This window comes from Butyrivibrio sp. AE3009, assembly GCF_000420845.1.
Classification (GTDB): Bacteria; Bacillota; Clostridia; order Lachnospirales; family Lachnospiraceae; genus Butyrivibrio.
In genome coordinates, this window is the sequence record NZ_ATVS01000048.1 from 1 (window position 1) to 23,684 (window position 23,684).

The following is a 23,684-nucleotide window of genomic DNA, read 5'->3' on the forward strand; positions in this document are numbered from 1 at the left end:
CAGTCCCAATCCTGATGGTAATAGACAATCTTAGGGAGTTCATCGACTTTGAACTTTTGATATTTGGGAGAATGAGAATCATCGAAAGCCCACTGCTTTAGAGGTATATATCTGCAGATGAAATTAATCAGCCAGCAGTTTTGCTGATAGAGTTGTTGAATGATTTGAAGTAAATAAAGTATAATGTTCACGAGCATTGTCTCCTGGTTATTTTGTGAGTTTGGTCGCTGACATTATACCAAAAAGGGAGGTCAATGCTCTTTTTATTTTGAACTCCCGATAAATCAAGGTTTTAGAACTAAAAAACGGGTAGTTAATTTGACACTACCTTCATTTTTGAGGAGATTCTAGTATGAAAAAAATAACAAAAATATTTACTGCTGCCTTCATGGCATCGGTAATAACTCTGACGGGATGTTCCCTTCACAAGGACGATCCCAAACCCGCAACTGAAAACGTATCCGAGGATTCCTCTGCGGAGGCTTCATCGGAGGCTTCATCGGAGGCTTCATCGGATTCAGCGTCGGAGCAATCCTCCGAGGATAACATCATTGTCATAGAGGACCTTATCGAGCCCATTATCGAGGAACTGGAAGCAGCTGCCGGAGATGCCTCTTCAGCAGCAAGTAGCTCGCAGGAAAATAAAGAGGAAGAGCAGAAGGTCGAAGACAAGGTTGAGATGGTCTTCATCGGTGACAGCCAGATGGCCAACGGAAGGAGCGACGGCACAGACCTTGCATCTTTGATAAGCGCAAGAGTTCCCAATTCTGTAGCCTATAACCTGGGAATCGGCGGAACAACCGCAGCCCTTGAAGCCACCACTTCAGAGCTGACTCCGGAGAAATTCACCTCCAACTGCTTCATGGGTATCGTATATGCCCTTGAGGGAAGAGCAGACCGCACACAGGTCCTCTCAAAAAACCCCGAGGTACTTAGCGTAATGGAGAAGATCGATCCCGCCAAGGTCGACTATTACTTCGTGGAATACGGAGCCAATGACTTTTTCAACAAAGTGCCTCTGGACGTCAACGGAACTGACGTAGATTATGTCAAAACCTTCTTCGGCGCCCTCAACACAGGAATCGACGAACTTCGTAAGATCAGTCCCAATGCCAAGATCGTTCTCATGACTCCTTTCTACGGAATCTACAAGGACGGAAACGGGAACTTTATCGGTGATTCCTACGTGGTTTCCAACGGAATCGACACCCTCGCCAATTACGCAAGAAAGGTCGGCAACGTTGTTGAGATCGAAGGGGTAATAGACTTTGACTGTATGTTCATTTCCAAATGTGATCTGTACCTTGATACCTATGAGGAATATCTTATGGACGGCACACACTTAAGTCTCAAGGGACGCCAGGTATTTGCAAGGCTCCTTGCCCACATTCCCAACTGGTTCGAAGGAAATGAGCCCTTTGCCTACATGGAGACGGATTTCATCAAGATCGCAGAATTCAATCCGGACGAATACTACAGATACCCCGCAGATATGATGCACGAGTATTATCCCGATGAATATGAGAAAATGCAAAACGGGGAATACCTGTTGGCACCCCCGCAATAAATCATAAGGCCCTAAGACCCAGTATTACCGTAACAATAAGTCTTATCAGATTAACGATAACAAGGCCGTAGGCCATACCCGCAAGACCGAATAATACAGTCCCGGGAATAACAACTGCAGCGAAGCTTATCACATATACAATGTTGATAACAAGCTGCAGTTTTTCTTTTGTAAAACTAAGAACCACAACCATCAGTGACCCTGACAGGAAAAACAGTATCTGTCCCAGATTGGCCAGGAAAAAGTAAGCCCTGGCCTCATCAAAAACATCGGGGTACATTATTTTCACAAAAATATACGAAACCGCACTGCACATAAGAGCAAGAACCGCAGATACAAGCACCAGTCCTGCTCCTATTCCGGCAAAAATCTTCCTGGTTATCTTGATCTTGTAATTGGTAAAATAGCTGATGATTATACCATTAAGAGGCGTAGTAAGCATGGCAACTATCTTGCCGATAAGGCTGGCGGTATAGAACACCGTTACCTCTCTTGCTCCCACCAGGACTCTTAAGAATATCCTGTCCGAATTAAGGATCAGCGCAGAGATCAGATTGCTGGCGGATATGATAAAGGCTGACCTGAAGTTCTCTTTGTAATACTGCGACAGCTCCATAAAGGGCGGTCTGAATATCTTACCTCTGATGATCGTATAGATAATTCCGAATGCCTCTCCCAGAAACAGACACAGCACCCAGCTGCTACTGTAGGGATACAGGAACAGTCCCAGGCAGTAGCCTGCAGACGTTGCCAGGAAAAAGAAGAAGTAATCCGCAAATCTGATGTTCATGCGGTATTCCACATCCGCATAGTACCTTAGCACCGTCACGATCATGAGAACCAGGACCTGAACAAACACAGCGGCCTTCAGTTCCTTAAGAGCCAGCAGCGAAACCAGAGTCACAGGAATACTGATAAGAGCGATCACCGCAAGGAACAGGTTGTAATCACCGTTGGCCTGCGCCCTGTCCTTTTTGGCCACCATTCTTGAATAGCTCCCTGCGGTTCCAAAGCCCGCTCCCATAACCGATACAATTGAAATCAAATAAAGAACGGTGCCAAAAGCCTCGGCACCCATCCGGTCATTTAGACCGGGATAGATGAGCAGCTGAAGAACACCGTTATAGATAAGCAGCGCACAGACGCTGAATATAAAATCTCTTGAAGCATTTAATGCAAGCTTTTTTCCGGATTTATCACTCATTTTCTGTCTTTCCGTCTTTTTCCCTGTCGGTTTCCTTGTGTCTTTGAAGCATATTGAGCTGCATCTCAAACTCACGCCTGTTGTTCAGAGCCATGGTGGAGAGAATAACTCCGGCAAAAAAGCTCTGGACCGCAGCCATCATCACGAAGCAGCACACGATAAGCGTCGGGATCTTGGGCACCATATGTGTCTCCCAGTAAGCAAACAGGATCGGAATAAAGAATCCGATGGAGAGAGCTGCCAGTACCACTGCAATTCCAAAGAAAAAGCCAAAAGGCTTGTAGCTTCTGTACAGTCTCAAAATAGTTCTGAGTACCTTGAAACCGTCGGCATAGGTGTTAAGCTTGCTGACTGACCCTTCGGGGCGGTCTCTGTATTCGATGATCACGTTGTCTATCTGCATGTTGTTGTAGACAGCATGGATAGTCATCTCCGTCTCAATCTCAAAGCCCTTGGAAAGAACGGGAAAGGTCTTAACAAACTCGTAGGAAAAAGCTCTAAAGCCCGTCATTACGTCTCTTATATTGCACTTAAAAAGGCCGTTGATGCTGGCTCTTACAAGGTCATTTCCAAAATTGTGGAAGGGTCTTTTGTTCTCCTGATAATAGGTTGATGAGAGTCTGTCGCCAACCACCATATCGGCGTTGTGGTTAAGAACCTTGTCCACCATCTCAGGAGCTGACTCCATGGGATAAGTGTCATCTCCGTCCACCATTACATAGACAAGGGCGTCGATTTCCCTGAACATGCGCCTGATAACATTTCCCTTGCCCTGCATATACTCGTTGCGAACAATAGCACCTTCCTCAGCGGCTATCTCGGCAGTTCTGTCCTTGGAATTGTTGTTATAGACATATATGGCAGCCTCGGGGAGTGCCTTCTTGGCATCTCTTATAACCTTGGCAATTGTCTTTTCTTCGTTGTAGCAGGGAATCAAAACCGCTATTTTATCCATAATTAACCTCTTTTACTTAATTTCATAGACTTAAGTCTTTAATAATTATTGTACTATCATGTCAATCCGACGTATACACATAAATGGTATAGGGTGAACCATAGCCGGAATATTCACCGATGAGTGACAGTCCCACATCAGCAGCGTTACTTAATTCGATCCTTGAAAACAGATATTTGCAGCCAAGATCCTTAAGTGCGTCTGTATCGATATAAATATCCCTGTCGGTAACTCCCGTCATGCTCTTGGTTGCCATGACAATGGTATCATCCGTTCCCGAGTAGAGATAACACCTGGCACCCCACTCATCGAAGTAGATGCGGGTGTTCTCCTTACGCTCAAGAGCAGGAGCTATGATCTTGCGAAAATCCTCCTTGTAGCTCTGGGGATAGAAGCCCAGATAACCATCAAGGGTTGATATACCGTTATACTCAAGGACTGCGGGATGCATTCCATAGGCGACAGCCCAGTCACCATCCTCGTAGCCGATGTCTTTTTTGATCTCTTTGAACAAATCCGCAGAATAGAATTCCCTGTAATTAAGGTCATCATTCACGTTGCCGAAGACATTCTGTCTTACTGTGTAAAAGGCAGTGTTGTACAGATCGTTATATCTTGTAGGGGACAGAAGAACTGCCGCTCCTGCTGCCATCACAAGGATGTAACCCAAGGCGGTTGCAGCCTTTTTGCCCATACCGGACAGCCTGTACACAATAATAAACAGCATTGCGCACCAGATAAAGGGATTGAAGAAAACAGTACGGTTATACTGAAATCCCGTAAGAGGCGGCACAACGGTCTTGATAAGATTGTTGACAAACTCCGAATAATACAGTCCGTAAACGACGCAGTCCAGAACAAGGAGCAATGCGCATAAGTTGAAGATATCGGTAAACATGCCCTTTACATTCTTTTTGACTATATAAGAACCATTCAGGATCAGGAAGTAGATGCCGCACACAGGAAGGATCACATATTTATGAACATCCTCGATGTGCATCATTCCGTTTAAGAATACGTCCCACATCTCCCTGAGCATGTCCCCTGTTCCGAAATAGGTCTGAACCATTGTATCTCTGATGGTTGCGGTGTCGGAAAAGAGCATCATGTAAAACAGTCTGTACTCGAACACTACGCTTCCGAGAGACAGTAATATCATTGAGATAAAAAGGCTCAAGGGGAACTTCCTGTCCTTGATCCAGAAAATGATCACTGCCACAAAGAGATAGCCGATTATGAAAAATCCTATATAGGAAAAATAGGAAATAAACGGATACAGAAAGATCAAAACGTACCATTTCAGGCTTTTTTCTGCATATACCTTTCTAAGAAGGTACACTATCAGCGGAATTGCCGAAAAGGGAATTCCAAAAGCAGGGAAAAGATTAAGGACGCCGTATAATAGTCCTGTCAGAGTTGCCAGGTTCTCAGTGTGTTCATTTTTTTCCTGTACCATATCAAGAAACAGGAGCCTGCAGGATACGATGGCAATTACCACCTTAAGAACATAGCCGGTTACGTACGCTGCAAAGCTTGGCAGAAACATGTACAAAAGAGTGTACAGCGACAATTCGCTGGGAAGCACATCCCTCGAGACACCTCCGAGGAAGGGCGCTGCAGACCCCAATCCAAAAAACGTGCCGGAGTTTCTTAGCATGGCAAACTGAGCTATGAACAGATCCATATTATCCTGCACGGCAATATAGCTGTTCTCACCTATACATGCATAAAAGATGATAACAGCTAATATAAACACACAGGCAAATGCAGTTCCGAAATGCTTCATATAGCGCTTCATTACTTAATATTGTCGTCCTCGTTATTCTTCTTGCCGATCTTCATACGCTCATGGCCGCCAAGCTTGTTGGCAGCTTCCTGGTCACCGCTAAGGATGGCATTTACAAGCTGCATACGGAAGCCCGCATCGATAAAGTCGCAGTGCTTACAGAAAGGATAGTTCTGTCTTCCCTCTGCGATCTTTCTTCTAACCTGCTGGAACTGCTCGCTTCCCCAGGCTTCCTTGAGGCTGACCTTGGTAAGATCACCGAAATCTGTGGTCTCGAAGTTATCACAGCAGCAAAGTCCCATCTTTCCGTTGGGCATGATCCACATATCCGTGAAGGGAAGAAGACAGGTCTCCTTGACAACCTTCTCGGTGGCCTTCTTGTTAGGTGCACTGCCGGCTCTGTTTGTAAGAACCTCCTGGAGGTATCTCATCTGGATCTGGATATCAAGATCCTTGAACTCCTGGGGATGAGCCTTTACATAATCATAGATTTCCTTAATATTATCATGGAGCTTCATCTCCATGGAATAGTTGTTGATGATAAGCTGGTTGATGTAAGGTGCAACCTCTTTTAACTTGTCAATTGTAAGGATAAGTCCGTTGGTTGACATGAAAATAAAGCTGTCAGGAAGCTTCTCCCTTGCGTATTTGTGTCTCTCCACAATCTCGGTATCAAGAAGAGGTTCATTATTTCCGTAAAGAGTAAGATGTCCCTTATAGCCCCAGTCCGCCAGCTGATCGATGATACTTCTGTAAAGATCGTCGTCAATCTTGCGAAGAGGTCTGCACTCAGCATGAACATTTGCTGTGCAGAAGGCGCAGGTTGAATTACATCTGTTGATGGTCTCGATATTTACTACGTTTGGCATGGGAACTTCCTTGGCATTCAGGAAGTAATCACAATAAGCCTTCTGAGACTTGCTTCTTGTGGTGAACTGAAGCTTAAGATAAGCGTTGCTGGCAAGCATAGGAAAATGCTTCCTTGCAAACCATCCGAATTTTCCCATGAAACTGTTAACTCTTATTGGCATTTCTAATACTCTCCTATAATCTAAAAAACTTAGTTAACTTACCGTCAGACTCCGTGGATCTTGACACAGATCCTGTCAAACAGAGTCTTAAGTCCGGCTGCCGCAAAGGGTAGCCAATATATATAATATCTCATTGCATATCTGGAAGATCCCTCCCAGAATTCATGAAATACCATTCCTCCGAAGATAAGAATAAGAAACAACATAGCCTCCGGGGATACTGTCTTGTTCCTCAGCATTTCCTTAAGGCAGATAAGCACGCACAGGTAACAAATTGTCATAAAAACATTCATCACCCAGATAAGAATCTTACTTCCCTCTCCAAAAACAAGATAATACATCATTTTGGTCGGATTCTCAACATGTCGGCTGACAAGGTCCAGATTATGGGTCGAAACGCACACCGGATCTGCCCACTGGGTGGTGAATTTGCGAAGTAAAAATCTGCCGCCGTGAAGAGGTCTTGTAACGAAACTTCCAAGGGACTCTTTTATACTGGCGATTGCCAGATCCCTTGCAGCATCTTTGTTGTAATCATTGAACTCACCGTAGATGGTGTAGTGATAACCATTGTACCATCCGTCCTCAAGCTCGCTCTCCTGAAGTCCCATTGCAATGTAGGATTCCATGGGGCAGCCCTGTGGAAGAGCCGTGAGATTCGCAGCTTTTTTGTAATAGCTCTCAACTGCGTAGCCCTGTGCTTTTACCGCAAGGACAAGGACCAGGACCATTAGAAGTCTCTTGGCCAATCTCCTTACGATTTCCCTTCCGGATAAATCGGAGCCTCCCTTAACGGTACTTCCGATGATCAGCATCGACATGGCGATAAGTGCGATCTGAGCATTATTTTTCAGCATGACCGCAAGAGCTATGGAAACTGCAGCTCCAAGGATATATCTCTTTTTCTCCCTCTTGATATACAAAAGTGTCATGTACAGTGCAAGGGTCTGAGGCCCCATACTGAGGATGTCTCCATATATGTACGTAACATAGTTGTAGAAAAACAGACACCCGGCGGACAGCATATCCATAAGTCCGCATACCACCTCGTCGTCGAAGATCTCACGGGTAATCCTGTGAAGCAGGTACATAGTGGTCATAACGGATATCAGCTGGATAATATCCCAGGCAAAAAAATTATCCCTGCCAAAGATCGTGCACACTATCTGTCCAAAGGCCACATAACCCAGCTGATAGGGCCAGTAAAACAGGTACTCTCCCGGCGTTGTAAGGGAGCTGTAATCTCCGTCCATGAATTCATTGATAACTCTGTTAAGGGACATGGAGTCGTTGACAGCCCTTGGCTTGATTGCAAGAATAAGCATCATGCAGTAGCAAAAGCAAAATCCCAGGGCAAATATCAGTGCATACTTCCCTGTCAGAAAGGCCTTGCCGCGCCTATATAGCTTGTACAATACAAAGAGCGAAACCGCCGTTAATATCAGAAGAACCGGTATATTCTCCTTCCCATACTGCGGGAAGTCCACATCTATATTCATGTCATAGTAGATCGTGGTAAAAAAGCTGACCGCCAAAACTATCAGAGTTGCTACAGAGAGGCAAAATACAATTATTAAGTTGAAACCGTTCTTAAGCTTCAATTGCGGCCTCTCCTTTGGTAAGCTTTCTCACAAAATCTATTGTAACCCAGACATATGCCGCAGTATAAACAAGGGCAATGTAATGCATCGGGAACAGCTCCGCATGGAACAGCACTGTGCCGTAGGTTGCAAGGGAACAGATGTTAGCCATGATCATGGGTATCACTATCTTCCTGTTGCAGGTGATTGCAAAGGGTGTCAGCAAAAGAAGCATCGCATAATCGTATCTCTCATGCATTCCCGGAAGCAGCATTACGCAGGTGTATGCAGTCCATACCGCCATATTGATGACCATTGCCTCGTCAAAGCGGTCCCTGTGCCTGTAGCAGAAAAATGCTATGAACACCAGCACCGTAAACAGTAACAGGATAGCTCCCTTAGACAGAAGCTCATCGTAATTGTCGAATCCGAAATTATAGAGGTTGGGGAAGTAGGAAACCATTCCATACCCCTCGCTCTGAAGCTCTTGTGTCTGAGCCAGATATGCAAAATATGTGGCACGAAGTCCGTGCCCGGCAATTACCTCGGGAAGTCCCGCGATCAGGTACACCACAGGGATCCACAAAAACTCCAGAATGCTGAAGCCCTTTTTCTTAATCCCGCCGTTGATATACAGGATAAGAAGCGCCGGCAAAAAAATGATAGCCTGAAGCTTGAAGGCAAAGGCAATGCCATAAAATATCAGTGCTCCTTGGTACCTGTCCTTAAGAACCTCATACAAAGATATCATAAGAAAACAGGTATATACCGCATCCACCTGCTTCCAGAGTGCTCCGTTGAAAACAACGAAAGGAAGGAACAGGGTAGCTGTTGCAGCAAAGGCTGACACCGTTTTTTTGCCGGTGAGGAAATTCAGTATCTTATAAATAAAAAATGTTGAAACCAGCTCGCAGACACATGGGATAATGCTGAGTAAAACCCAGGGTTCCCAGGGAAGATACGAGCAAAGGGCATATATCACGTTAAAGGGGACATAGTAGTCACCCGGAGCAAATTCCAGGCCCTTAAGTCCGCCGTTTTGTCTGTAAAATTCAACCCAGGCCTTGTAATAGGTCTCATAATCCGGGGACAGGAAGGTGTCAGGCGCAAGGAATACTCTTGAAAGCAACGCAGCAACAAGCGCAAGTCCCAGACATATCTCAAAAAGCCGCTTCTCTATTAGGTTTCGCAAAAATCTGTCTATGGCCAATTCTTTTTTCATCCCAACCTCAAATTATCTGAAACTGTTAATAACCTCTATTACTCTCTCCTGTTCCTCTTTGTACATTCCTGTGTAGATAGGAAGGGAGATTACTTCACTTGCATACCGCTCGGTGATGGGCAGGCTCCCCTTGCTGATTCCAAGATACTCGTAGGCCTGTGCAAGATGAGGCGGAATAGGATAATGGATAATTGTTCCGACTCCGTTGTCCTCAAGATACTGCTTGAATTCATCACGTCTACCCGGCACGCGAAGAACGTACTGATGCCATACGCAGGTTGAACCTTCGGCAACTTCGGGCTTAATCACAAGGGGATTGTCTATCCCCTGATCATAGCGGGCTGCAAGCTCCTCCCTCTCCCTTGTGATCTCATCCATGTGGGTGAGCTTAACACGAAGAAGTCCTGCCTGAAGTTCATCAAGTCTTGAGTTGGCGCCTACTACCATATTGTAATAGCGCTTCTCACTGCCGTAGTTTCTGTATATCTTCATGAGCCTTGCAAGCTCCGGATCATCTGTTGTGATGGCTCCGGCATCGCCGAAGGCTCCCATATTCTTGGAAGGATAGAAGGAAAAGCATCCGATATCTCCAAAGCTTCCAGTCATCTTATCCCCGTGATATGCTCCGTGGGACTGGGCGCAGTCTTCCACAAGGCGCAGGTTGTGTCTCTTGCAGATATCACAGATCTTGGTCATGTTGGCAGCCTGTCCGTAGAGATGTACCACAAGGATTGCCTTGGTCTTGTCAGTGATCTTCTCTTCGATCTTGTCAGCGTCGATCTGATAATATTTGTCAGGCTCTACAATTACAGGAGTTGCACCGTTAATTGTGATTCCCATAACGCTGGCTATATAGGTATTGCCCTGAACAATAACTTCATCGCCTTCACCTATTCCAAGTACCTTGAAAGCAAGCCACAGGGCGTCAAGTCCGTTGGCTACGCCTACTGCGTACTTGGTGCCAACATAACGGGCATACTCCTCTTCGAAGCTCTCCAGTTCTTTGCCCATGATATACCAGCCGCTTCTTAATACCTCTAAGGCCTTGTCCTCATATTCCTTCTGATATTTCTCAAAGCCTCTGTCCATGCGGCCCTGCATAATTTTTTCCATAATATTCTCCTATGTGGCTCAGTCCTTTTTGTCGTCCCCGTCAGGTCTTCTGACCTCATCGATGATAAAAGGCGGCCTGTTTCTGGCTTCCTCAAGGGCTCGCCAGATATACTCTCCCAGTATCGAGAGCATGATGAAAATAACTCCGAATCCAAACAAAACAACGCTCATGATTGAGGCGTAACCAAGGATCGGTGTTCCAAGAACCAGCTTTTCCCTGATGACCATAATGATTCCGACAAGTGCTAAAAGGGCGAAAACAAAGCCCATGGTTGCCATGAATCTGATGGGGAAATAGGTGAAACTCATCATGGAATCCACCACCAGCTTGACCTTCTTGGCAAGGGTCCATCTGGACTTGCCGACTTCACGATCTTTTCTGTGGAAGTAGATCTTCTCTGTCTTAAAGCCTACCCACATAACCTGAAGTGTCAGTGAGGAATTCTTCTCATCCATCATCTGAAGGACCTTGATGACCTGTCTGTCCACCAGATAGCAGTCGCAGCCGCCCTGGGGCATATCCTTGTTGATGGTCTTTCTCACAAGCCAGTAATAACAGCCTGCAAAAAACTTCTTGATGGGGTTCTCATCTCTTGACTCTCTGATGGCAAGAACCACCTTGTTGCCTCTCTTCCAGCTCTCATACATATCAAGGATAAGAGTGGAATCCTCCTGAAGATCCGCCTGCTTGGTAACGGCGCAGTCACCGGTACATACTGAGAGTCCCGCAAGAAGTGCGGCATGTTCTCCAAAGTTTCTTGAGAGCTTGGTGCAGACAACGTTTGGGTCCATTGCAGCTATCTTCTGAATGATCTCCCAGGAATTATCGCCTGAGCCGTCGTCAACAAATACAAGCTCATAGTCACCTATTTTGCCAAGGATCTTCTCCTTCATATCAGCGTACAGAAGTTCCAGCGTGTCGGCATTGTAGTACACGGGAACTACGATTGAAATCTTACTCATTATCTTTTATCTCCTTAACAAAGGCGTCATAGTCACGAATATATTCGCTCTCAATGTAGTGCTCGCTGGCAAGACATAACAGAACGGAGTCCGGGGAAAAGTCATACATTTCCTTCCAGACCATGGGACCAAGATAGAGGCCCATTCTGGGCTTGTCGAGAACCACAATCTCTTTTTTCTCGCCGTCATCAACAAGAACCTTGCTGCTGCCGCTTACATTGATAAGTACAAATTTGGTATATCTGTTGGCATGATTGCCTCTTCTGATATCAGGGTCTGAGCCGTAGATGTAGAACACTCTTCGAATGTCAAAGGGGATGTCGAAGCCTGAGCCCTCGGCAACCACAAGGTTTCCTCTCTCATCGCCAAGTTCCTTGAACTCTATAACCCTGTATTTACAGTTGTCAAAATTCGCCATAATAACTCCAATTCTATTTCACAAGCTTAACGCTGTTTTTATCATAATATTCCGCCACCGCCTTGTTTACCCAGTCCTGCGTATCCTCAGTAATATCCGAGAAGTACAATAAAGAAGGCTTGACGCTGTGTGCAGGTAATTCCGCATCCAAAGCGGTGCTGTCCTTAAGTATCTCAAGACGCTGTCTGTTCTCAGAAGCATAAACTGATGCCTCGCCGCTCATCAGCTCCGATATGGCAGAGGTTGAAGTGATGTAATCCCTGTCCACATAGACTGAGAGGACAAGACCTGTCACAAGAAGCGCCGCAAGAGGAAGCACTCCGCTGATTGCCTTGGCGCAGTCCTTGGCTCTAAGGCGCTGCCCCAGCCAGATGCTGACATACATGGCTATAAGAACCATCATAAGAACAAACTGCATCCATATTATCGAAACCATTCTTCCTGCCTCGAAGCTTCCTGTGGCATAAAGAGGTGGCACGATATTAACCGCAACCATAAGAAAGCAGAATACCGAAAACAGTATCGGATGTTCAAAGCGGTGCTGTACCTGCCCGGAAGCTGCAAAGCATACAACCGAAACAACTGCAAGCATCACTATTACTTCCCACTTAAGCTGTCCGTTAATGCACAGATCAAATACATGGTAGATAGATCTGATAACGGCGACCACAGGGTTCATGGAATTAAGCATCTCCCCGCGCACGCTGTTTCCCGGTGCGATCATTGAAGTAATAAGACCCAGGAGGTTAAATATCGCGGGAATCCATAAATAGCTCTTTGTCTTCTTATCACTTTTTCTGCGGACCAGTATATCCATTACCGCAAATGAAGCTGATACAACAGCCAGAGACAGAGCAGTCATGTAATTGGCTCCGCCAAGCAGTAGTCCGAAGACTGAAGTTCCAATAAGAAGAGCGGTATTTTTTTGCTCAGGTCGTCGCTCTGAGAGCCTTAAGATCATTCCGGCATAGATAAGTCCAAGGCCGAACATGAAGCAGTAGTTAATGCTTCCGCTGTACCAGTAGAAGGCCTCGTTACGAGGGCCACCCACCGGCATGCTCTCTATCATGGGAAGGAGTGTCAAAAACGCAACGATTCTGGCATTCTCCCGGGGTAAACCAAGCTTTCTGGCCAAAGCAGCATCGAAGAAAAATAATGCTCCGAAGGTAAGGCTTGCCAGCATTATCACCGTGGTCAGGCTGTATAGCCCTTCAGTGAATACTGCCGGGCACAGAGCTGTCAGAGCCGCTGAGAAAAAATAGCCCGTCCAGTTCATATAGTACCAATAGCCCATATACAGGCCGTGGGCAAGGGCAGCAAACACATTCCCCGTGGATGCGAACTTCTGATGGGTCTCAAGAGCCATGGAGAAGTCATCGGCAGAGGGGAAATTGTAGAACCCCAGAATAACTATAGGTATTATGCCAAGTATATACAGCACCGTAAGGGCCGTGCTTAAATGCTTTACCTTAAGCTTAACCATAATACTCCTTGTACCATGCTGCAAAGCGCTTAAGTCCGCTTCTAAGATCGGTGGCGGGCTTAAAGCCGAAGTCCTGCTGAAGTGCTGTCACATCAGCGTAGGTTATCTCAACATCTCCGGGCTGCATGGGAACCAGTTCCTTGTGAGCCTCAAAGTCATAGTCCTGTGGAAGTACTCCTGCAGCTATAAGCTCCTGCTGAAGGATATCCACGAAGTCAAGGAGATTGACGGGATCGTTGTTACCGATGTTGTAGACATTGTATTTAACGCCGTTCTCGTTCTCATCGGGAGACTTCTGCATTACATTGATAACGCCTTCAACGATGTCATCGACGTAGGTAAAATCTCTTTTGCAATTGCCAAAGTTAAATATTCTGATGGTCTCGCCCTTAACAAGCTTGTTGGTGAAACCAAAATATGCCATATCCGGTCTTCCTGCAGGTCCGTATACCGTAAAGAAACGAAGTCCTGTGGAAGGAATGCCATAGAGCTTGGAATATGCATGGGCAAAAAGCTCGTTGGACTTCTTGGTGGCAGCATATAAGGAAACAGGATTATCTACCTTGTCCTCTACGCTGTAAGGAATCTTTTTGTTGCTGCCGTATACACTGGAGCTGGAGGCATATACAAGGTGAAGAACTCCGTTATAGCCGTCTTTCCTGTTCTCCTCGTCGTAGGAATGTCTGCAGGCCTCCAAAATATTGTAAAAGCCCAGCATGTTGGACTCGATATAAGCGTCCGGATTCTCGATTGAATAACGAACCCCGGCCTGAGCAGCCAGATTGACAACAACGTCGGGTCTAAAGTCTCTGAAGATCTTATCAACGGTGTCTCTGTTAGCGATGCTGTCTCTTATAAGGGAAAAACGTCCCTCAGACACCTGATCTATCCTCTTTAATCTGTCCTCCTTGATGCCTACATCATAGTAGTCATTCATGTTGTCGATACCAAGGATTGTGATGTTCTTGTATCTTGTAAGAAGCTGGGTTGTAAGTCCTGAGCCGATGAAGCCTGCGGCTCCCGTTACAAGTACTCTCTTGTTTTCCAAATCAATATTCTTAGTAAGCATATTTCTCCTTTACTTTGCGCCCTTACCGAAAAGGACAACGCCCACGGTCATGATAAGGATCTTGAAATCCTCCGTAAGGCTCCAGTTATCTATATATTTAAGATCAAGCTTAACCACTTCATCGAAGTCCTCGATGTCGCTTCTGCCGCTGATCTGCCACAAGCCGGTAAGTCCCGGTGTCATGGAGAGTCTTCTTCTATAATGCTCGTTGTATTGCTTGAACTCAGCCTCTGTGGGTGGTCTGGTGCCCACAAGGCTCATGTCGCCCTTAAGGACATTGAGAAACTGCGGGAACTCATCAAGACTGGTCTTTCTGATGAAGGCTCCCACCTTGGTAACTCTTGGGTCGTTCTCCATCTTGAACATAAGGCCCTTCATCTCATTCCGGGCTTCCAGTTCTTTTTTCCTCTCCTCGGCGTCTATGTACATGGATCTGAACTTGTAGATCTTGAAGCGCCTTCCGTTCTTGCCGATCCTGACCTGTGAGAAAAATACAGGTCCCGGGGAATCCAGCTTGATCGCCGGTGCCAGGAAAATCGTGATGATGCCGGTGAGGATCAATCCTACAATACCACCGATAATGTCGACTATCCTTTTTATAAAGAGTCTCTTGTAACTACTCTTAAACATTGAGTAGCTGATAACTGTGTAATCAAGGAAGTCATCCACCTGAGTCACGGCCTTGCTGACATCGGGGAGCTCGAGATTGTAATGGGAGGTGATTCCCATTTCCTCAAAACCAATGATGATGTCCTGAATCTGGCTCTGGGGAATGCTGGGGGTATTGATAAATACCTCGTCAAAAGGGTCTGTGATAAGTCTGGAAGTAAGATTCTCGATTCCTCTGTGGACGTGAACGTTCTCCACATACCAGTCTTCGTTGTCACTTCCTGCGGTCTCGCTACTGTTCTCATCCTCGACATAGTAGGCTCTTACTATCTTGTAGCCAAGACCCTTGCTCCTACCCACAAGTTTTTTGATAGTGTCCTCAATAAGCTCCTTTTCAGCAACAACCACTACTCTTGTGACTCTTGCATCGTTGGAGATGTGTTTTCTCAGGGCATTCTTGAAAATTATCCTGGATATATAGGTCAGAAGAATGTTCATCCAGATGAAGTTACCCACAACAAATCTGGAGAGAATGCTGATCCAGTTAAGGAAATAAACCGCCGCCATGGACACCAGTATCATCAGTGCCATGAACCTCACCACCGAGATAAACTCGAGGATATATCCCCTGGTTATAAAGTCCCTGTTCCAGTCAGCGAGGAAAGTATATACAACGCAAAATAGGAGGAACACAAGACATACCATATAATGCAGGGTCTTGTTTCCCCAGTCGTTATTATTCCGATATCTTAACCATGTTGCAAAACAATACGTTATCACGATACAGAGCATATCTATGATCCATAGCGCATAGGTCTGCAGCACTTTATTTTTTTGATTCATTGCCTGTTCCTTTTACTTTGATTATCCAAAATAGTATAGCACATCACATATATTGCCGCTACTATGACGCCTCCCCACACTCCTGCGCTAAGGATTCTCTTGTCATACTCCATCTTGGCAATCTGTGGGCCGTATTCGTACATAGGTGTGGAACTGTTCTTATATCCGACAATTATGGCTCCGTCTGCCCTAAGGTCAGATACCTCTTCCTCGGACAGATATATCTCCTGCATCTCGAAGCTCTTGCCGCTCTCATCCTGCTGCCTGTCTCCGTACAGATTACCGGGCACAGTTGTAAATAACATACAGGCAAAAAATATCGCTACTCCCGCAGCTATTCCACAAGCAATCGCCTTCATCATTAGCCTTGTAAGTCTGACAGTACGGGAATCAGCGCCATCAAGGGCAGTCTCATCCTCTTTTGCCATGCCCAGAAGTCCGTAAAAAAGAGCTCCCATAAAAACATAGATGAAGTTCTTAAAGCCCAGGTTATACAAAAGAGGCTCCCAGATGCCAAGGCACAGCATTCCCATAAGTACAGCAAGTTCCTGCATATTGCCCTTTTTGAGACTCAGATGAACAAACAGCATGGTGATCACGCTGATAACCGCAAAAGCAACAAGTCCCAGCTGCAGGAACAGATAGAGCTGAGCCATGTCTATTCCGTAGGTGGCATATCTGGGATTGGGATTGTTAAGTCTGATTCCAAAGAGTGATAAATGATTATTCTCCCAGAAGTATCTGGCGATGGTAAATCTCGTGGTGAATATCTTCTGATCCACTAGTTCAAAAATGCTCCATGGAAGTATCCTGGGGCCTGCTATGCAAATGAAGCACACCGCAGGGTAGGCGATATAGCACAGGATCTTCTCCAAGAGCCCCGGTCTTTGGCGCATACTGAACCAGAAATTTATAACAAGGTACACTACGCAGGCCAGGATTCCGGTTCTGCTGCCGGAGTAGTTAAATACATAGAGATTAAAGGCCAGAACGAGGATGGAAAAAATAAGAAGAAACTTTACATTCTTTTTGGCCACATATTTACTTACAAAGAACATGACCAGCATGCTGAGCATCAGCACATTCATGTGAAGCGTATTGGGATGGGCATAGCCAAGAGCATGTCTGAACATAAGGCCCACGCCGCTTCTCTCCTGGGGGTAATAAATCTCAGGAAGGAGCCCTGTTACTCCGCAGAGGATCTTACCTATGATCAGAGTCCCTGATACGGCGATACCTGTGACTATGACCTTCTTGACGGACACAAGCTTCATTCCAAGAAGCATGGAGAAACAGACAATGAGTCCCTTTTCACCGGTAAACAGATACACAACGCCGGCTACGCCAAGAAGGAGAGCTGCACCAGCGTATTCCTTAATACTGCTCACTGTTACCACGAACTTGACGCCAAACAATAGCAGCCCAAGAGCCAGCAGAATATTGTACACTGTCATGCCTTCATAGAGTCCCGCAGCCCTTGCGCCTATCATAACAGCAAAATAGAGAAGGTATATGCCTTCTCCTATTTTTGCCCTTTTATCCATATTTTCCTCAGAAAAAAAAGTCATATTTCTCCCCGAATCATCCCCTGTGAAAAATTCTGTCGATAGTTAAATAACAGATAAATTTCAAATTGGTAACAAAATATCTCCCGATAAGTCTCTTAGGATCCTGAAACAGCCTGTAGAGCCACTCAAGTCCAATCTTGCGAACAAAGACCGGAGCTCTCTTGATTGTACCGGCATGGAAATCGAAGCCTGCTCCAACTCCCATCATAACTCCATTGACTCTTCCCCTGTGAGCCTTCATCCACTTCTCCTGCTTGGGAGCACCAAGACCTATCCATACAATATCGGCGCCGGATTCATTGATGCGCCTTACATCTTCCTCGTCCTCCTCCTTGGTAAGAGGCTTGAAGGGAGGTGAATAATAACCTTTTACCACCATTCCCGGATACTTCTCTGCCAGGCTCTTCTTGAGCTCTTCTATAGTGTTCTCGGAAGCGCCGTAGAAGTAATGGGTTATCTTGCCGTCACAGGAGTCTCTGAATATGTGCTCCATAAAATCAGGACCGGCCACGCGCTCTGCGCCGATATAGCCCTTCCTCTGCTGAAGCTTGGCTATAGGTGCTCCGTCAGGGAACACAAAGGCCGCATCGTTAAGAACCTGTCTGTACTCCGGATCGTCCTTGCCCATTACACAGGTGTGCACGTTGGAAAAACAGATATATTCACCGGAGAGCTCCTTGATATGCCTCATGACATGCAAGACCGCTTCCTCACATCTGGCGATGGAATACTCTATGCCAAAAAGGTTGAATTTCTCTTTTCTTACGCTGACGGGAATCGCCGCATAATCATCAATATCAGTGGCAATGCCGGATCTTACGCTGTAGCCGAGAGTGTTCATATTCACGTAGGCTCTGATGCCTGCTGCCTCGGCGGCTGCAATGATCTGCTCCGCGGCTTCCTCGTTATCACTGTCTGCATCGTGGATCAGCAGCTCATCATAGTCTCCTTTGGCAAAAGCACTTGTAATATCCTCCACAGAGGGGTAAGGCCTGAAGACGTGGTAGGTTCTGCATTTTTCCTCAGTGGTTGCCTTTGCAAAATATTGCTTTTTCAAAAGCATTCTGAAAATAAAATCGTAAACAATGTCTATAAGAGGAATGGCTGCCACAACGAATCTTGAGGATTCTGTGCCTCTTTGCACAGAATACAGATACAAAAGTCCCAGTGCTATCAGAAGGATCTTGCCCTTGGCTACGGTAAAAAAGTTCTCCACAGGGTCCATAAGGTACATGGACTTTTTCCTCAGATCATAGAGGAGGAAGATAATTATCTGTAGCAGGAATAAAACCACCAGGAAGGATATGTACAGTCCGTCATAGAACTGCTTCCAGTTGACCACATTGCTGCGATATCTTATGACAAGCGCAGTAAAGAAAGCCAGAATCAAAGCCAGCTCATCTATTATAAACACTCTTCTTTTGGGGTATGCTACTTTACTGCTGTTATTCATGTTCTTCTTCCCAGATCATTTTTTTAGTCCGTCATTTACAACTGCGCACATATCGCAGGTGCTGCATTTATCAAGTTCTTCCTTGGTAACCTTGCCGTCGCGGTAGTCCCTTACGACCTTGAGCTCATACATTGAATAAGGCTTCTTGGTAAACAGAGCCTTGAATTTGTGTCTGATGACCCAAAGGGCGGGAACCCATATATATTTGTGCATTGCGGGAGATACCGAACCGATCATCCAGCAGTCTCTGTCGCAGTGTCTTACTTTTTTCCTGACAACCTCTGCCTGATCGGAGTTCCAGAGCTCATCCCAGGACTGCTCGTTGAGGTTGCCCATAACCTCCTTGTCCTTGGTTCCGTTGCAGGGCATTACATCGCCGTAGGGGTCGATAAAGAAGGTATCAAAACTCATATCGCAGGGAAGAAGTCTCTTCTGTCCGTAGATATAGTTAATAAGTCCGTGATTGAAATACGCTCTGAACCACTTCTTGGGGCTGTTAGACTTAAGGAGCATATTTACAAGGTCCTCAAAGTGCTGAGCGACCATTGGTCTGTCATGGATGATATTCTTGGCCTCAACAAAATAGAAGCTGTTGTGGAGTGAAGCTGTTGCAAATTCCATTCCAAGCTCATCGGAGAGCTTGTAGAGCTCGCACAGGTCCGGAGCATTTCTGTCCTGAACTGTCATTCCAAAGCCAACATCCTTCATTCCCATCTCGCGGAGCTTCTTAAGAGTTGTATAACCCTTGTTAAAGCCGTCGGGAAGACCTCTTATCTCATTGTTGGTCTGCTCAAGTCCCTCGATGGAGATTCTGATACCGATATCAGGAAACTCCTTGCACAGATCTATTATCTTATCTGTAAAAAAGCCGTTGGTGGATATTACTATTCTGTCGCTCTTTTTGCGAAGTTCTCTTACGATGTCCTTAATATCCTCACGGATAAAGGGTTCTCCGCCGGTTATGTTGGTAAAGTACATGGGCGGAAGCTTCTTTATAGTCTCAATGGATATCTCATCCTTAGGATCTGAAGGTGCCTTGTACCTGTTGCACATATTGCAGCGGGCATTACATCTGTAGGTTACGATAACTGTTCCGTTTAACTTCTTAGACATTTATAACTCTCCCGAAATTACTAGTATCAGATGTCAGTATTCCGACAACATCTCATTATACCCTATAGGGTCAAGCAGTGGCAAATATGCACCGTATAAAAAAAGAGACATATCCATTCACCTCAGTGAGTAGACTCCCACGATGAATGTCTATGTCTCTTTAGCATGTCTAATTTAATTAGAAGATACGTCTTACTGCAAGGATTGATCTGTAGCTTGCATCAGATACCTTGATACCTGTCTTGGCTGTTGATGCATGTACGATCTGGCCGTTACCGATGTAGATAGCAACGTGACCTGAGTAGCAGACGATATCGCCGGGCTGTGCATTGGCAAGTCCGTCTACAGCTGCTCCAACGCTTCTGTCAGCACCTGAGGAATGAGGAAGGCTTACACCGAAGTTGTTGTAAACACTCATTACAAATCCTGAACAGTCAGCGCCGTTGGTAAGACTGGTTCCACCATATACATAAGGATTACCAACAAACTGAAGCGCAAACTGAGCAACAGCTGAACCGATGGAACTGCTCTGTGTTGTATAGGTCTGAGCTGAATTGTAGTTGGAGCTTGAGGAGGACTTGGAAGTACCGGACTTGGCTGCCTTCTGAGCGGCCTCTCTTGCTGCCTTCTCCTTGGCAAGTCTTGCTTCCTCTTCTTCCTTGGACTCAGCCTCTACAAACTCTGTGGAAAGGGTAACGTAGTCAGTTGAAACATATCCGTCACCTTCCTCGATGTTAACCTTGACCCAACCGTCAAGTTCTTCTACTACAACAAGTTCATCCTCGATGGGAACGAGACCAAGTACTGTCTCATCAAGACCGGGGCCACTTCTTACCTTAAGAGTGGTGGTGGTAACGGTTGCGATTCTGGTGCCAACTTCCTTGGCAAGCTCAACGGCGTCGTCACCTGTTACACAGTACTCAGCCTTGACATAGCCCTCAACGGAACCGGACTTGATCTTGTACCAGCCATCTGTCTCTTCAATAAAAGTACCTACGGACTTATCATAAAGCTTACCAATGATCTTGCCGTCCTGCTCGCTGGGAAGATCTCTTACGTTAACATAGTCATAAACCTTGGCAATAACCAATGACTTGAAACGCTCTTCCTCTGACCGGGAAGCATCCTCGGATGCTGCCTCTGCATTCTTGGCAGTGTTCTTGATAATAGCTCCTGTTGCGTTCTGAATATCTGATAAAACCTTATCTGTAACGGTTGAAGCACTGGGTGTTACATCCTTGATAGCATCAGAAGATTCTACTATATCAGATGAAGCCTTGTTACCTGCACCTGTATTATTCTCATTATCTTCGTCTACCGACTGCTGAAGGTTGCTGACTGAAACCTGATTATTACCCATTGCATAAGTAATTCCTGCCTGGGGCATAACCGTTGTAACCTTCTTATTTGATGCAGCAATAGCGTCTACACTGTAGCCTGAAAAAGTTACCGCAGCTGTAATAGCCATAGCGATCAGCTGCATTCTCGCTTTACTCAAAACTTACCTCCTAAAATGTTACGGAATTTGTTACATCTTAAAAAAATATAAACTAATTATGATTTTTTGTCAACCCTAAACTAATTTAAGAAGTGGCGAAATACCGATAAATTCACCACTTCTTAAACCTTTTCGTTACAAATTTCAGTTCATTTATTTTAGACCTTTGTAAATTTATTTCTCCTTGCCGACGAGGAAATCCTGAACGGCGGTCACTGCATTTGCGCCATCTGCGACTGCTGTGACAATTTGTCTTAATCTCTTTTTTCTGGAATCTCCTGCAACAAAAATTCCGGGTGCAGAAGTAATTCCGTCTTCATTCGCAATTACGTATCCATTTTCATCACATTTTACAAGGGATGCAAAAAGATCTGTGGACGGATGAATTCCGATGGCAACAAATATACCATCTACATTAAGTTCGGATTCGTCGCCTGACTTAACATTCTGAACACTTAAGGTTGTAACCTTGTCCTCACCCTTGATCTCCTTAACAACACTGTCCCAGATAACCTCTATGTTATCTATGCCAAAGAGCTCATCCTGAAGTATCTTGGTAGCTCTTAGCTCATCTCTTCTATGAATAAGGTATACCTTGCTGGAGAATCTGGACAGGAAGATTGCATCCTCAACAGCCACGTCTCCGCCGCCGTTAACCGCTGTAACCTTGCCCTTGTAAAAAGCGCCGTCGCAGGTTGCGCAGTAGGATACGCCCTTGCCGATGTATTCCTCCTCGCCGGGAATGCCCAGTTTGGAATGATGTGCTCCTGTTGCAAGAAGAACCGTATGTCCTTCATAATCGCCGTTATCTGTCTTGACTTTATAGACAGGTGCCTGAGTATCCGTTGCCTCTCTTACGCACTCAACACCTGATACAGTGGCATCCACAAACTCAGCTCCGAGCTTGTCGGCGTGTTCTCTGAACTTCATTGCAAGGTCAAAGCCGTTAACTCCCGGGATTCCGAGATAGTTGTCGACCTCATAGGTGTCGATTATCTGTCCTCCGCTGACGGGGTTCTTCTCTATGATTATCATATTAAGGCCGGCTCTCTTGGCATATACTGCAGCTGAAAGACCGGCGGGACCTGAACCAATGATTATAAGATCGTACATAATTAACCTCCTTGTGAAAAAGTGTTTTAGATTGTACACAATTTAATTATATTCATTATTTGTATTTTGTAAAGTCCTTTTATTAAATGATGATATACGAATTGCTCCATGACTTTGAATCCCTATATCATCAGATCCATCCACCGTCTATGGTGATTATCTGACCTGTCATATAGGAAGGAGCCTCTGCTACTTTGAGCACAAGGTCAGCCACCTCTTTAGGCGCTCCCAGTCTGTCTGCGGGAATCTCTCCCTTAAGATCCTGAAGGTCTCCCTCTGTCAGGTGTTTCCTGTTCATGTCTGTGTCAATGACTCCACAGGCTATGGCGTTGACGGTGATGCCGCTTGGGGCAAGCTCTTTGGCCAGTGCTCTGGTAAAAGCGTTGACTCCGCCCTTGGAGGCAGAATAAGCCACCTCGCAGGATGCTCCGACACTTCCCCATACTGAGGAAATATTGATAATCCGTCCGGATTTCTTTTTTACCATCATAGGAACTGCAAATTTGGATGTATAGAATAAAGAATTGAGATTGGTATCCATGAGGCGCTGCCACTGCGTTGGAGTCATATCTGTCAAAAGGCCAAGCCATGCGATACCTGCATTATTAACCACTATATCAAGATCATCTATCTCTTCGAACATGCCTGCCACATCGCCATAATCCCCCATGTCACAGGATATGGCGTGACAGGTAACGCCGTATTTATCCTCAAGAGAGGCCTTGAGCTCGCAGAGCATGTCGATGTTCTCCCTGCAGGTCAGATACAGTTCGTCTCCAGCCCCTGCAAAAGCCTCTGCCACAGCGCTTCCTATTCCTCTTGATGCTCCTGTAATCAGTACTTTTCTGTTCATTGCGCTCCCTTCCCCAATAAACAATCGATGGCATAGGGCTTACTCCGTTGCAAATAACTCTCGCAAGCCTATGTCATCATTATATGATATACGAATTGCTCCATGACTAAAGTCATTTTCGCAATTCTGCAAATATTCGGAAACCGCTAATTTACTGCGTAAATTGCTTATTCCTCATATTTGTTCGGGTCATAAAGTCAAAATGCTTAACATGCAAGCATGTACGCATTTTTGACTTTTGAC

The 23,684-nt window shown here is 45.6% G+C and carries 19 protein-coding genes and 1 pseudogene; 1 reads left to right on the plus strand and 19 read right to left on the minus strand.

The features are described 5' to 3' along the window. Positions 1-191: pseudogene (locus tag G588_RS23480) on the minus strand (transposase); the annotation flags it as partial. Between the two features lie 161 nt (positions 192-352). Between G588_RS23480 and G588_RS0116400 the strand changes: the two are divergent. Further along, a complete protein-coding gene (locus tag G588_RS0116400; protein ID WP_022779791.1) occupies positions 353-1,567 on the plus strand; it encodes an SGNH/GDSL hydrolase family protein in 1,215 nt (404 codons plus the stop codon). A gap of 1 nt (position 1,568) precedes the next feature. Here the strand turns inward: G588_RS0116400 and G588_RS0116405 are convergent, their stop codons facing one another. The 18 genes from G588_RS0116405 to ymfI form a co-directional block, all read right to left on the minus strand. Continuing rightward, positions 1,569-2,771 carry a lipopolysaccharide biosynthesis protein gene (locus G588_RS0116405; protein WP_022779792.1) on the minus strand — a complete coding sequence of 401 codons (1,203 nt, stop codon included), beginning with the start codon at positions 2,769-2,771 and terminating at the stop codon, positions 1,569-1,571. Next, positions 2,764-3,726: a glycosyltransferase family 2 protein gene (locus G588_RS0116410; protein WP_022779793.1), complete on the minus strand. Its 963-nt coding sequence runs from the start codon at positions 3,724-3,726 to the stop codon at positions 2,764-2,766. The genes G588_RS0116405 and G588_RS0116410 overlap by 8 nt, the downstream gene beginning before the upstream one ends. Before the next feature lie 61 nt (positions 3,727-3,787). Continuing rightward, positions 3,788-5,524: a DUF6044 family protein gene (locus tag G588_RS0116415; RefSeq protein WP_022779794.1), complete on the minus strand. Its 1,737-nt coding sequence runs from the start codon at positions 5,522-5,524 to the stop codon at positions 3,788-3,790. Beyond that, complete coding sequence (locus G588_RS0116420) at positions 5,524-6,543, minus strand: radical SAM/SPASM domain-containing protein (RefSeq protein ID WP_022779795.1); 1,020 nt, start codon at positions 6,541-6,543, stop codon at positions 5,524-5,526. Before G588_RS0116420 ends, G588_RS0116415 begins: the two co-directional genes overlap by 1 nt. A 44-nt stretch (positions 6,544-6,587) precedes the next feature. Then, on the minus strand, positions 6,588-8,144 hold the full coding sequence (locus tag G588_RS0116425) for a glycosyltransferase family 39 protein (protein WP_022779796.1): 1,557 nt from the start codon (positions 8,142-8,144) through the stop codon (positions 6,588-6,590). Continuing rightward, entirely contained in the window at positions 8,134-9,345 is a 1,212-nt protein-coding gene (locus G588_RS0116430) for a glycosyltransferase 87 family protein (protein ID WP_022779797.1), read from the minus strand. The genes G588_RS0116425 and G588_RS0116430 overlap by 11 nt, the downstream gene beginning before the upstream one ends. Before the next feature lie 12 nt (positions 9,346-9,357). Then, positions 9,358-10,458 carry a DegT/DnrJ/EryC1/StrS family aminotransferase gene (locus G588_RS0116435; RefSeq protein ID WP_022779798.1) on the minus strand — a complete coding sequence of 367 codons (1,101 nt, stop codon included), beginning with the start codon at positions 10,456-10,458 and terminating at the stop codon, positions 9,358-9,360. Between the two features lie 18 nt (positions 10,459-10,476). Further along, positions 10,477-11,421, minus strand: a complete 945-nt coding sequence (locus G588_RS0116440; RefSeq protein ID WP_022779799.1) for a glycosyltransferase family 2 protein — start codon at positions 11,419-11,421, stop codon at positions 10,477-10,479. After that, positions 11,414-11,839 carry a sugar 3,4-ketoisomerase gene (locus G588_RS0116445; RefSeq protein WP_022779800.1) on the minus strand — a complete coding sequence of 142 codons (426 nt, stop codon included), beginning with the start codon at positions 11,837-11,839 and terminating at the stop codon, positions 11,414-11,416. The genes G588_RS0116440 and G588_RS0116445 overlap by 8 nt, the downstream gene beginning before the upstream one ends. A 13-nt stretch (positions 11,840-11,852) precedes the next feature. After that, a complete protein-coding gene (locus G588_RS0116450) occupies positions 11,853-13,322 on the minus strand; it encodes a DUF6056 family protein (protein WP_022779801.1) in 1,470 nt (489 codons plus the stop codon). Further along, positions 13,315-14,391: a GDP-mannose 4,6-dehydratase gene (locus G588_RS0116455; RefSeq protein ID WP_022779802.1), complete on the minus strand. Its 1,077-nt coding sequence runs from the start codon at positions 14,389-14,391 to the stop codon at positions 13,315-13,317. The genes G588_RS0116450 and G588_RS0116455 overlap by 8 nt, the downstream gene beginning before the upstream one ends. A 9-nt stretch (positions 14,392-14,400) precedes the next feature. Further along, a complete protein-coding gene (locus G588_RS0116460) occupies positions 14,401-15,843 on the minus strand; it encodes a sugar transferase (RefSeq protein ID WP_022779803.1) in 1,443 nt (480 codons plus the stop codon). Then, on the minus strand, positions 15,840-17,387 hold the full coding sequence (locus G588_RS0116465; protein WP_155830821.1) for an O-antigen ligase family protein: 1,548 nt from the start codon (positions 17,385-17,387) through the stop codon (positions 15,840-15,842). Before G588_RS0116465 ends, G588_RS0116460 begins: the two co-directional genes overlap by 4 nt. 37 nt (positions 17,388-17,424) lie before the next feature. Continuing rightward, positions 17,425-18,864: a WecB/TagA/CpsF family glycosyltransferase gene (locus G588_RS23195; protein WP_022779805.1), complete on the minus strand. Its 1,440-nt coding sequence runs from the start codon at positions 18,862-18,864 to the stop codon at positions 17,425-17,427. A 15-nt stretch (positions 18,865-18,879) separates the two neighbouring features. Further along, on the minus strand, positions 18,880-19,977 hold the full coding sequence (locus tag G588_RS20760) for a radical SAM protein (protein WP_022779806.1): 1,098 nt from the start codon (positions 19,975-19,977) through the stop codon (positions 18,880-18,882). Between the two features lie 178 nt (positions 19,978-20,155). Further along, a complete protein-coding gene (locus tag G588_RS0116480; protein ID WP_026668858.1) occupies positions 20,156-21,475 on the minus strand; it encodes a C40 family peptidase in 1,320 nt (439 codons plus the stop codon). 174 nt (positions 21,476-21,649) lie between these two features. Beyond that, positions 21,650-22,588 carry a thioredoxin-disulfide reductase gene (trxB, locus tag G588_RS0116485; RefSeq protein WP_022779808.1) on the minus strand — a complete coding sequence of 313 codons (939 nt, stop codon included), beginning with the start codon at positions 22,586-22,588 and terminating at the stop codon, positions 21,650-21,652. Between the two features lie 130 nt (positions 22,589-22,718). After that, positions 22,719-23,441: an elongation factor P 5-aminopentanone reductase gene (gene ymfI, locus G588_RS0116490; protein WP_022779809.1), complete on the minus strand. Its 723-nt coding sequence runs from the start codon at positions 23,439-23,441 to the stop codon at positions 22,719-22,721. Positions 23,442-23,684: the final 243 nt, after the last annotated feature.

Excerpts from the sequence above, each read along its gene's own strand:
- G588_RS0116460 (WP_022779803.1), bottom strand. The coding sequence starts at position 15,843 with ATGAATCAAAAAAATAAAGTGCTGCAGACCTATGCGCTATGGATCATA.
- G588_RS0116440 (WP_022779799.1), bottom strand. The coding sequence starts at position 11,421 with ATGAGTAAGATTTCAATCGTAGTTCCCGTGTACTACAATGCCGACACG.
- G588_RS0116445 (WP_022779800.1), bottom strand. The coding sequence starts at position 11,839 with ATGGCGAATTTTGACAACTGTAAATACAGGGTTATAGAGTTCAAGGAA.
- G588_RS0116430 (WP_022779797.1), bottom strand. The coding sequence starts at position 9,345 with ATGAAAAAAGAATTGGCCATAGACAGATTTTTGCGAAACCTAATAGAG.
- G588_RS0116465 (WP_155830821.1), bottom strand. The coding sequence starts at position 17,387 with ATGGATAAAAGGGCAAAAATAGGAGAAGGCATATACCTTCTCTATTTT.
- ymfI (WP_022779809.1), bottom strand. The coding sequence starts at position 23,441 with ATGAACAGAAAAGTACTGATTACAGGAGCATCAAGAGGAATAGGAAGC.
- G588_RS20760 (WP_022779806.1), bottom strand. The coding sequence starts at position 19,977 with ATGTCTAAGAAGTTAAACGGAACAGTTATCGTAACCTACAGATGTAAT.
- G588_RS0116405 (WP_022779792.1), bottom strand. The coding sequence starts at position 2,771 with ATGAGTGATAAATCCGGAAAAAAGCTTGCATTAAATGCTTCAAGAGAT.
- G588_RS0116450 (WP_022779801.1), bottom strand. The coding sequence starts at position 13,322 with ATGGTTAAGCTTAAGGTAAAGCATTTAAGCACGGCCCTTACGGTGCTG.
- G588_RS0116420 (WP_022779795.1), bottom strand. The coding sequence starts at position 6,543 with ATGCCAATAAGAGTTAACAGTTTCATGGGAAAATTCGGATGGTTTGCA.
- G588_RS0116455 (WP_022779802.1), bottom strand. The coding sequence starts at position 14,391 with ATGCTTACTAAGAATATTGATTTGGAAAACAAGAGAGTACTTGTAACG.
- G588_RS0116415 (WP_022779794.1), bottom strand. The coding sequence starts at position 5,524 with ATGAAGCGCTATATGAAGCATTTCGGAACTGCATTTGCCTGTGTGTTT.
- trxB (WP_022779808.1), bottom strand. The coding sequence starts at position 22,588 with ATGTACGATCTTATAATCATTGGTTCAGGTCCCGCCGGTCTTTCAGCT.
- G588_RS23195 (WP_022779805.1), bottom strand. The coding sequence starts at position 18,864 with ATGAATAACAGCAGTAAAGTAGCATACCCCAAAAGAAGAGTGTTTATA.
- G588_RS0116435 (WP_022779798.1), bottom strand. The coding sequence starts at position 10,458 with ATGGAAAAAATTATGCAGGGCCGCATGGACAGAGGCTTTGAGAAATAT.
- G588_RS0116410 (WP_022779793.1), bottom strand. The coding sequence starts at position 3,726 with ATGGATAAAATAGCGGTTTTGATTCCCTGCTACAACGAAGAAAAGACA.
- G588_RS0116400 (WP_022779791.1), top strand. The coding sequence starts at position 353 with ATGAAAAAAATAACAAAAATATTTACTGCTGCCTTCATGGCATCGGTA.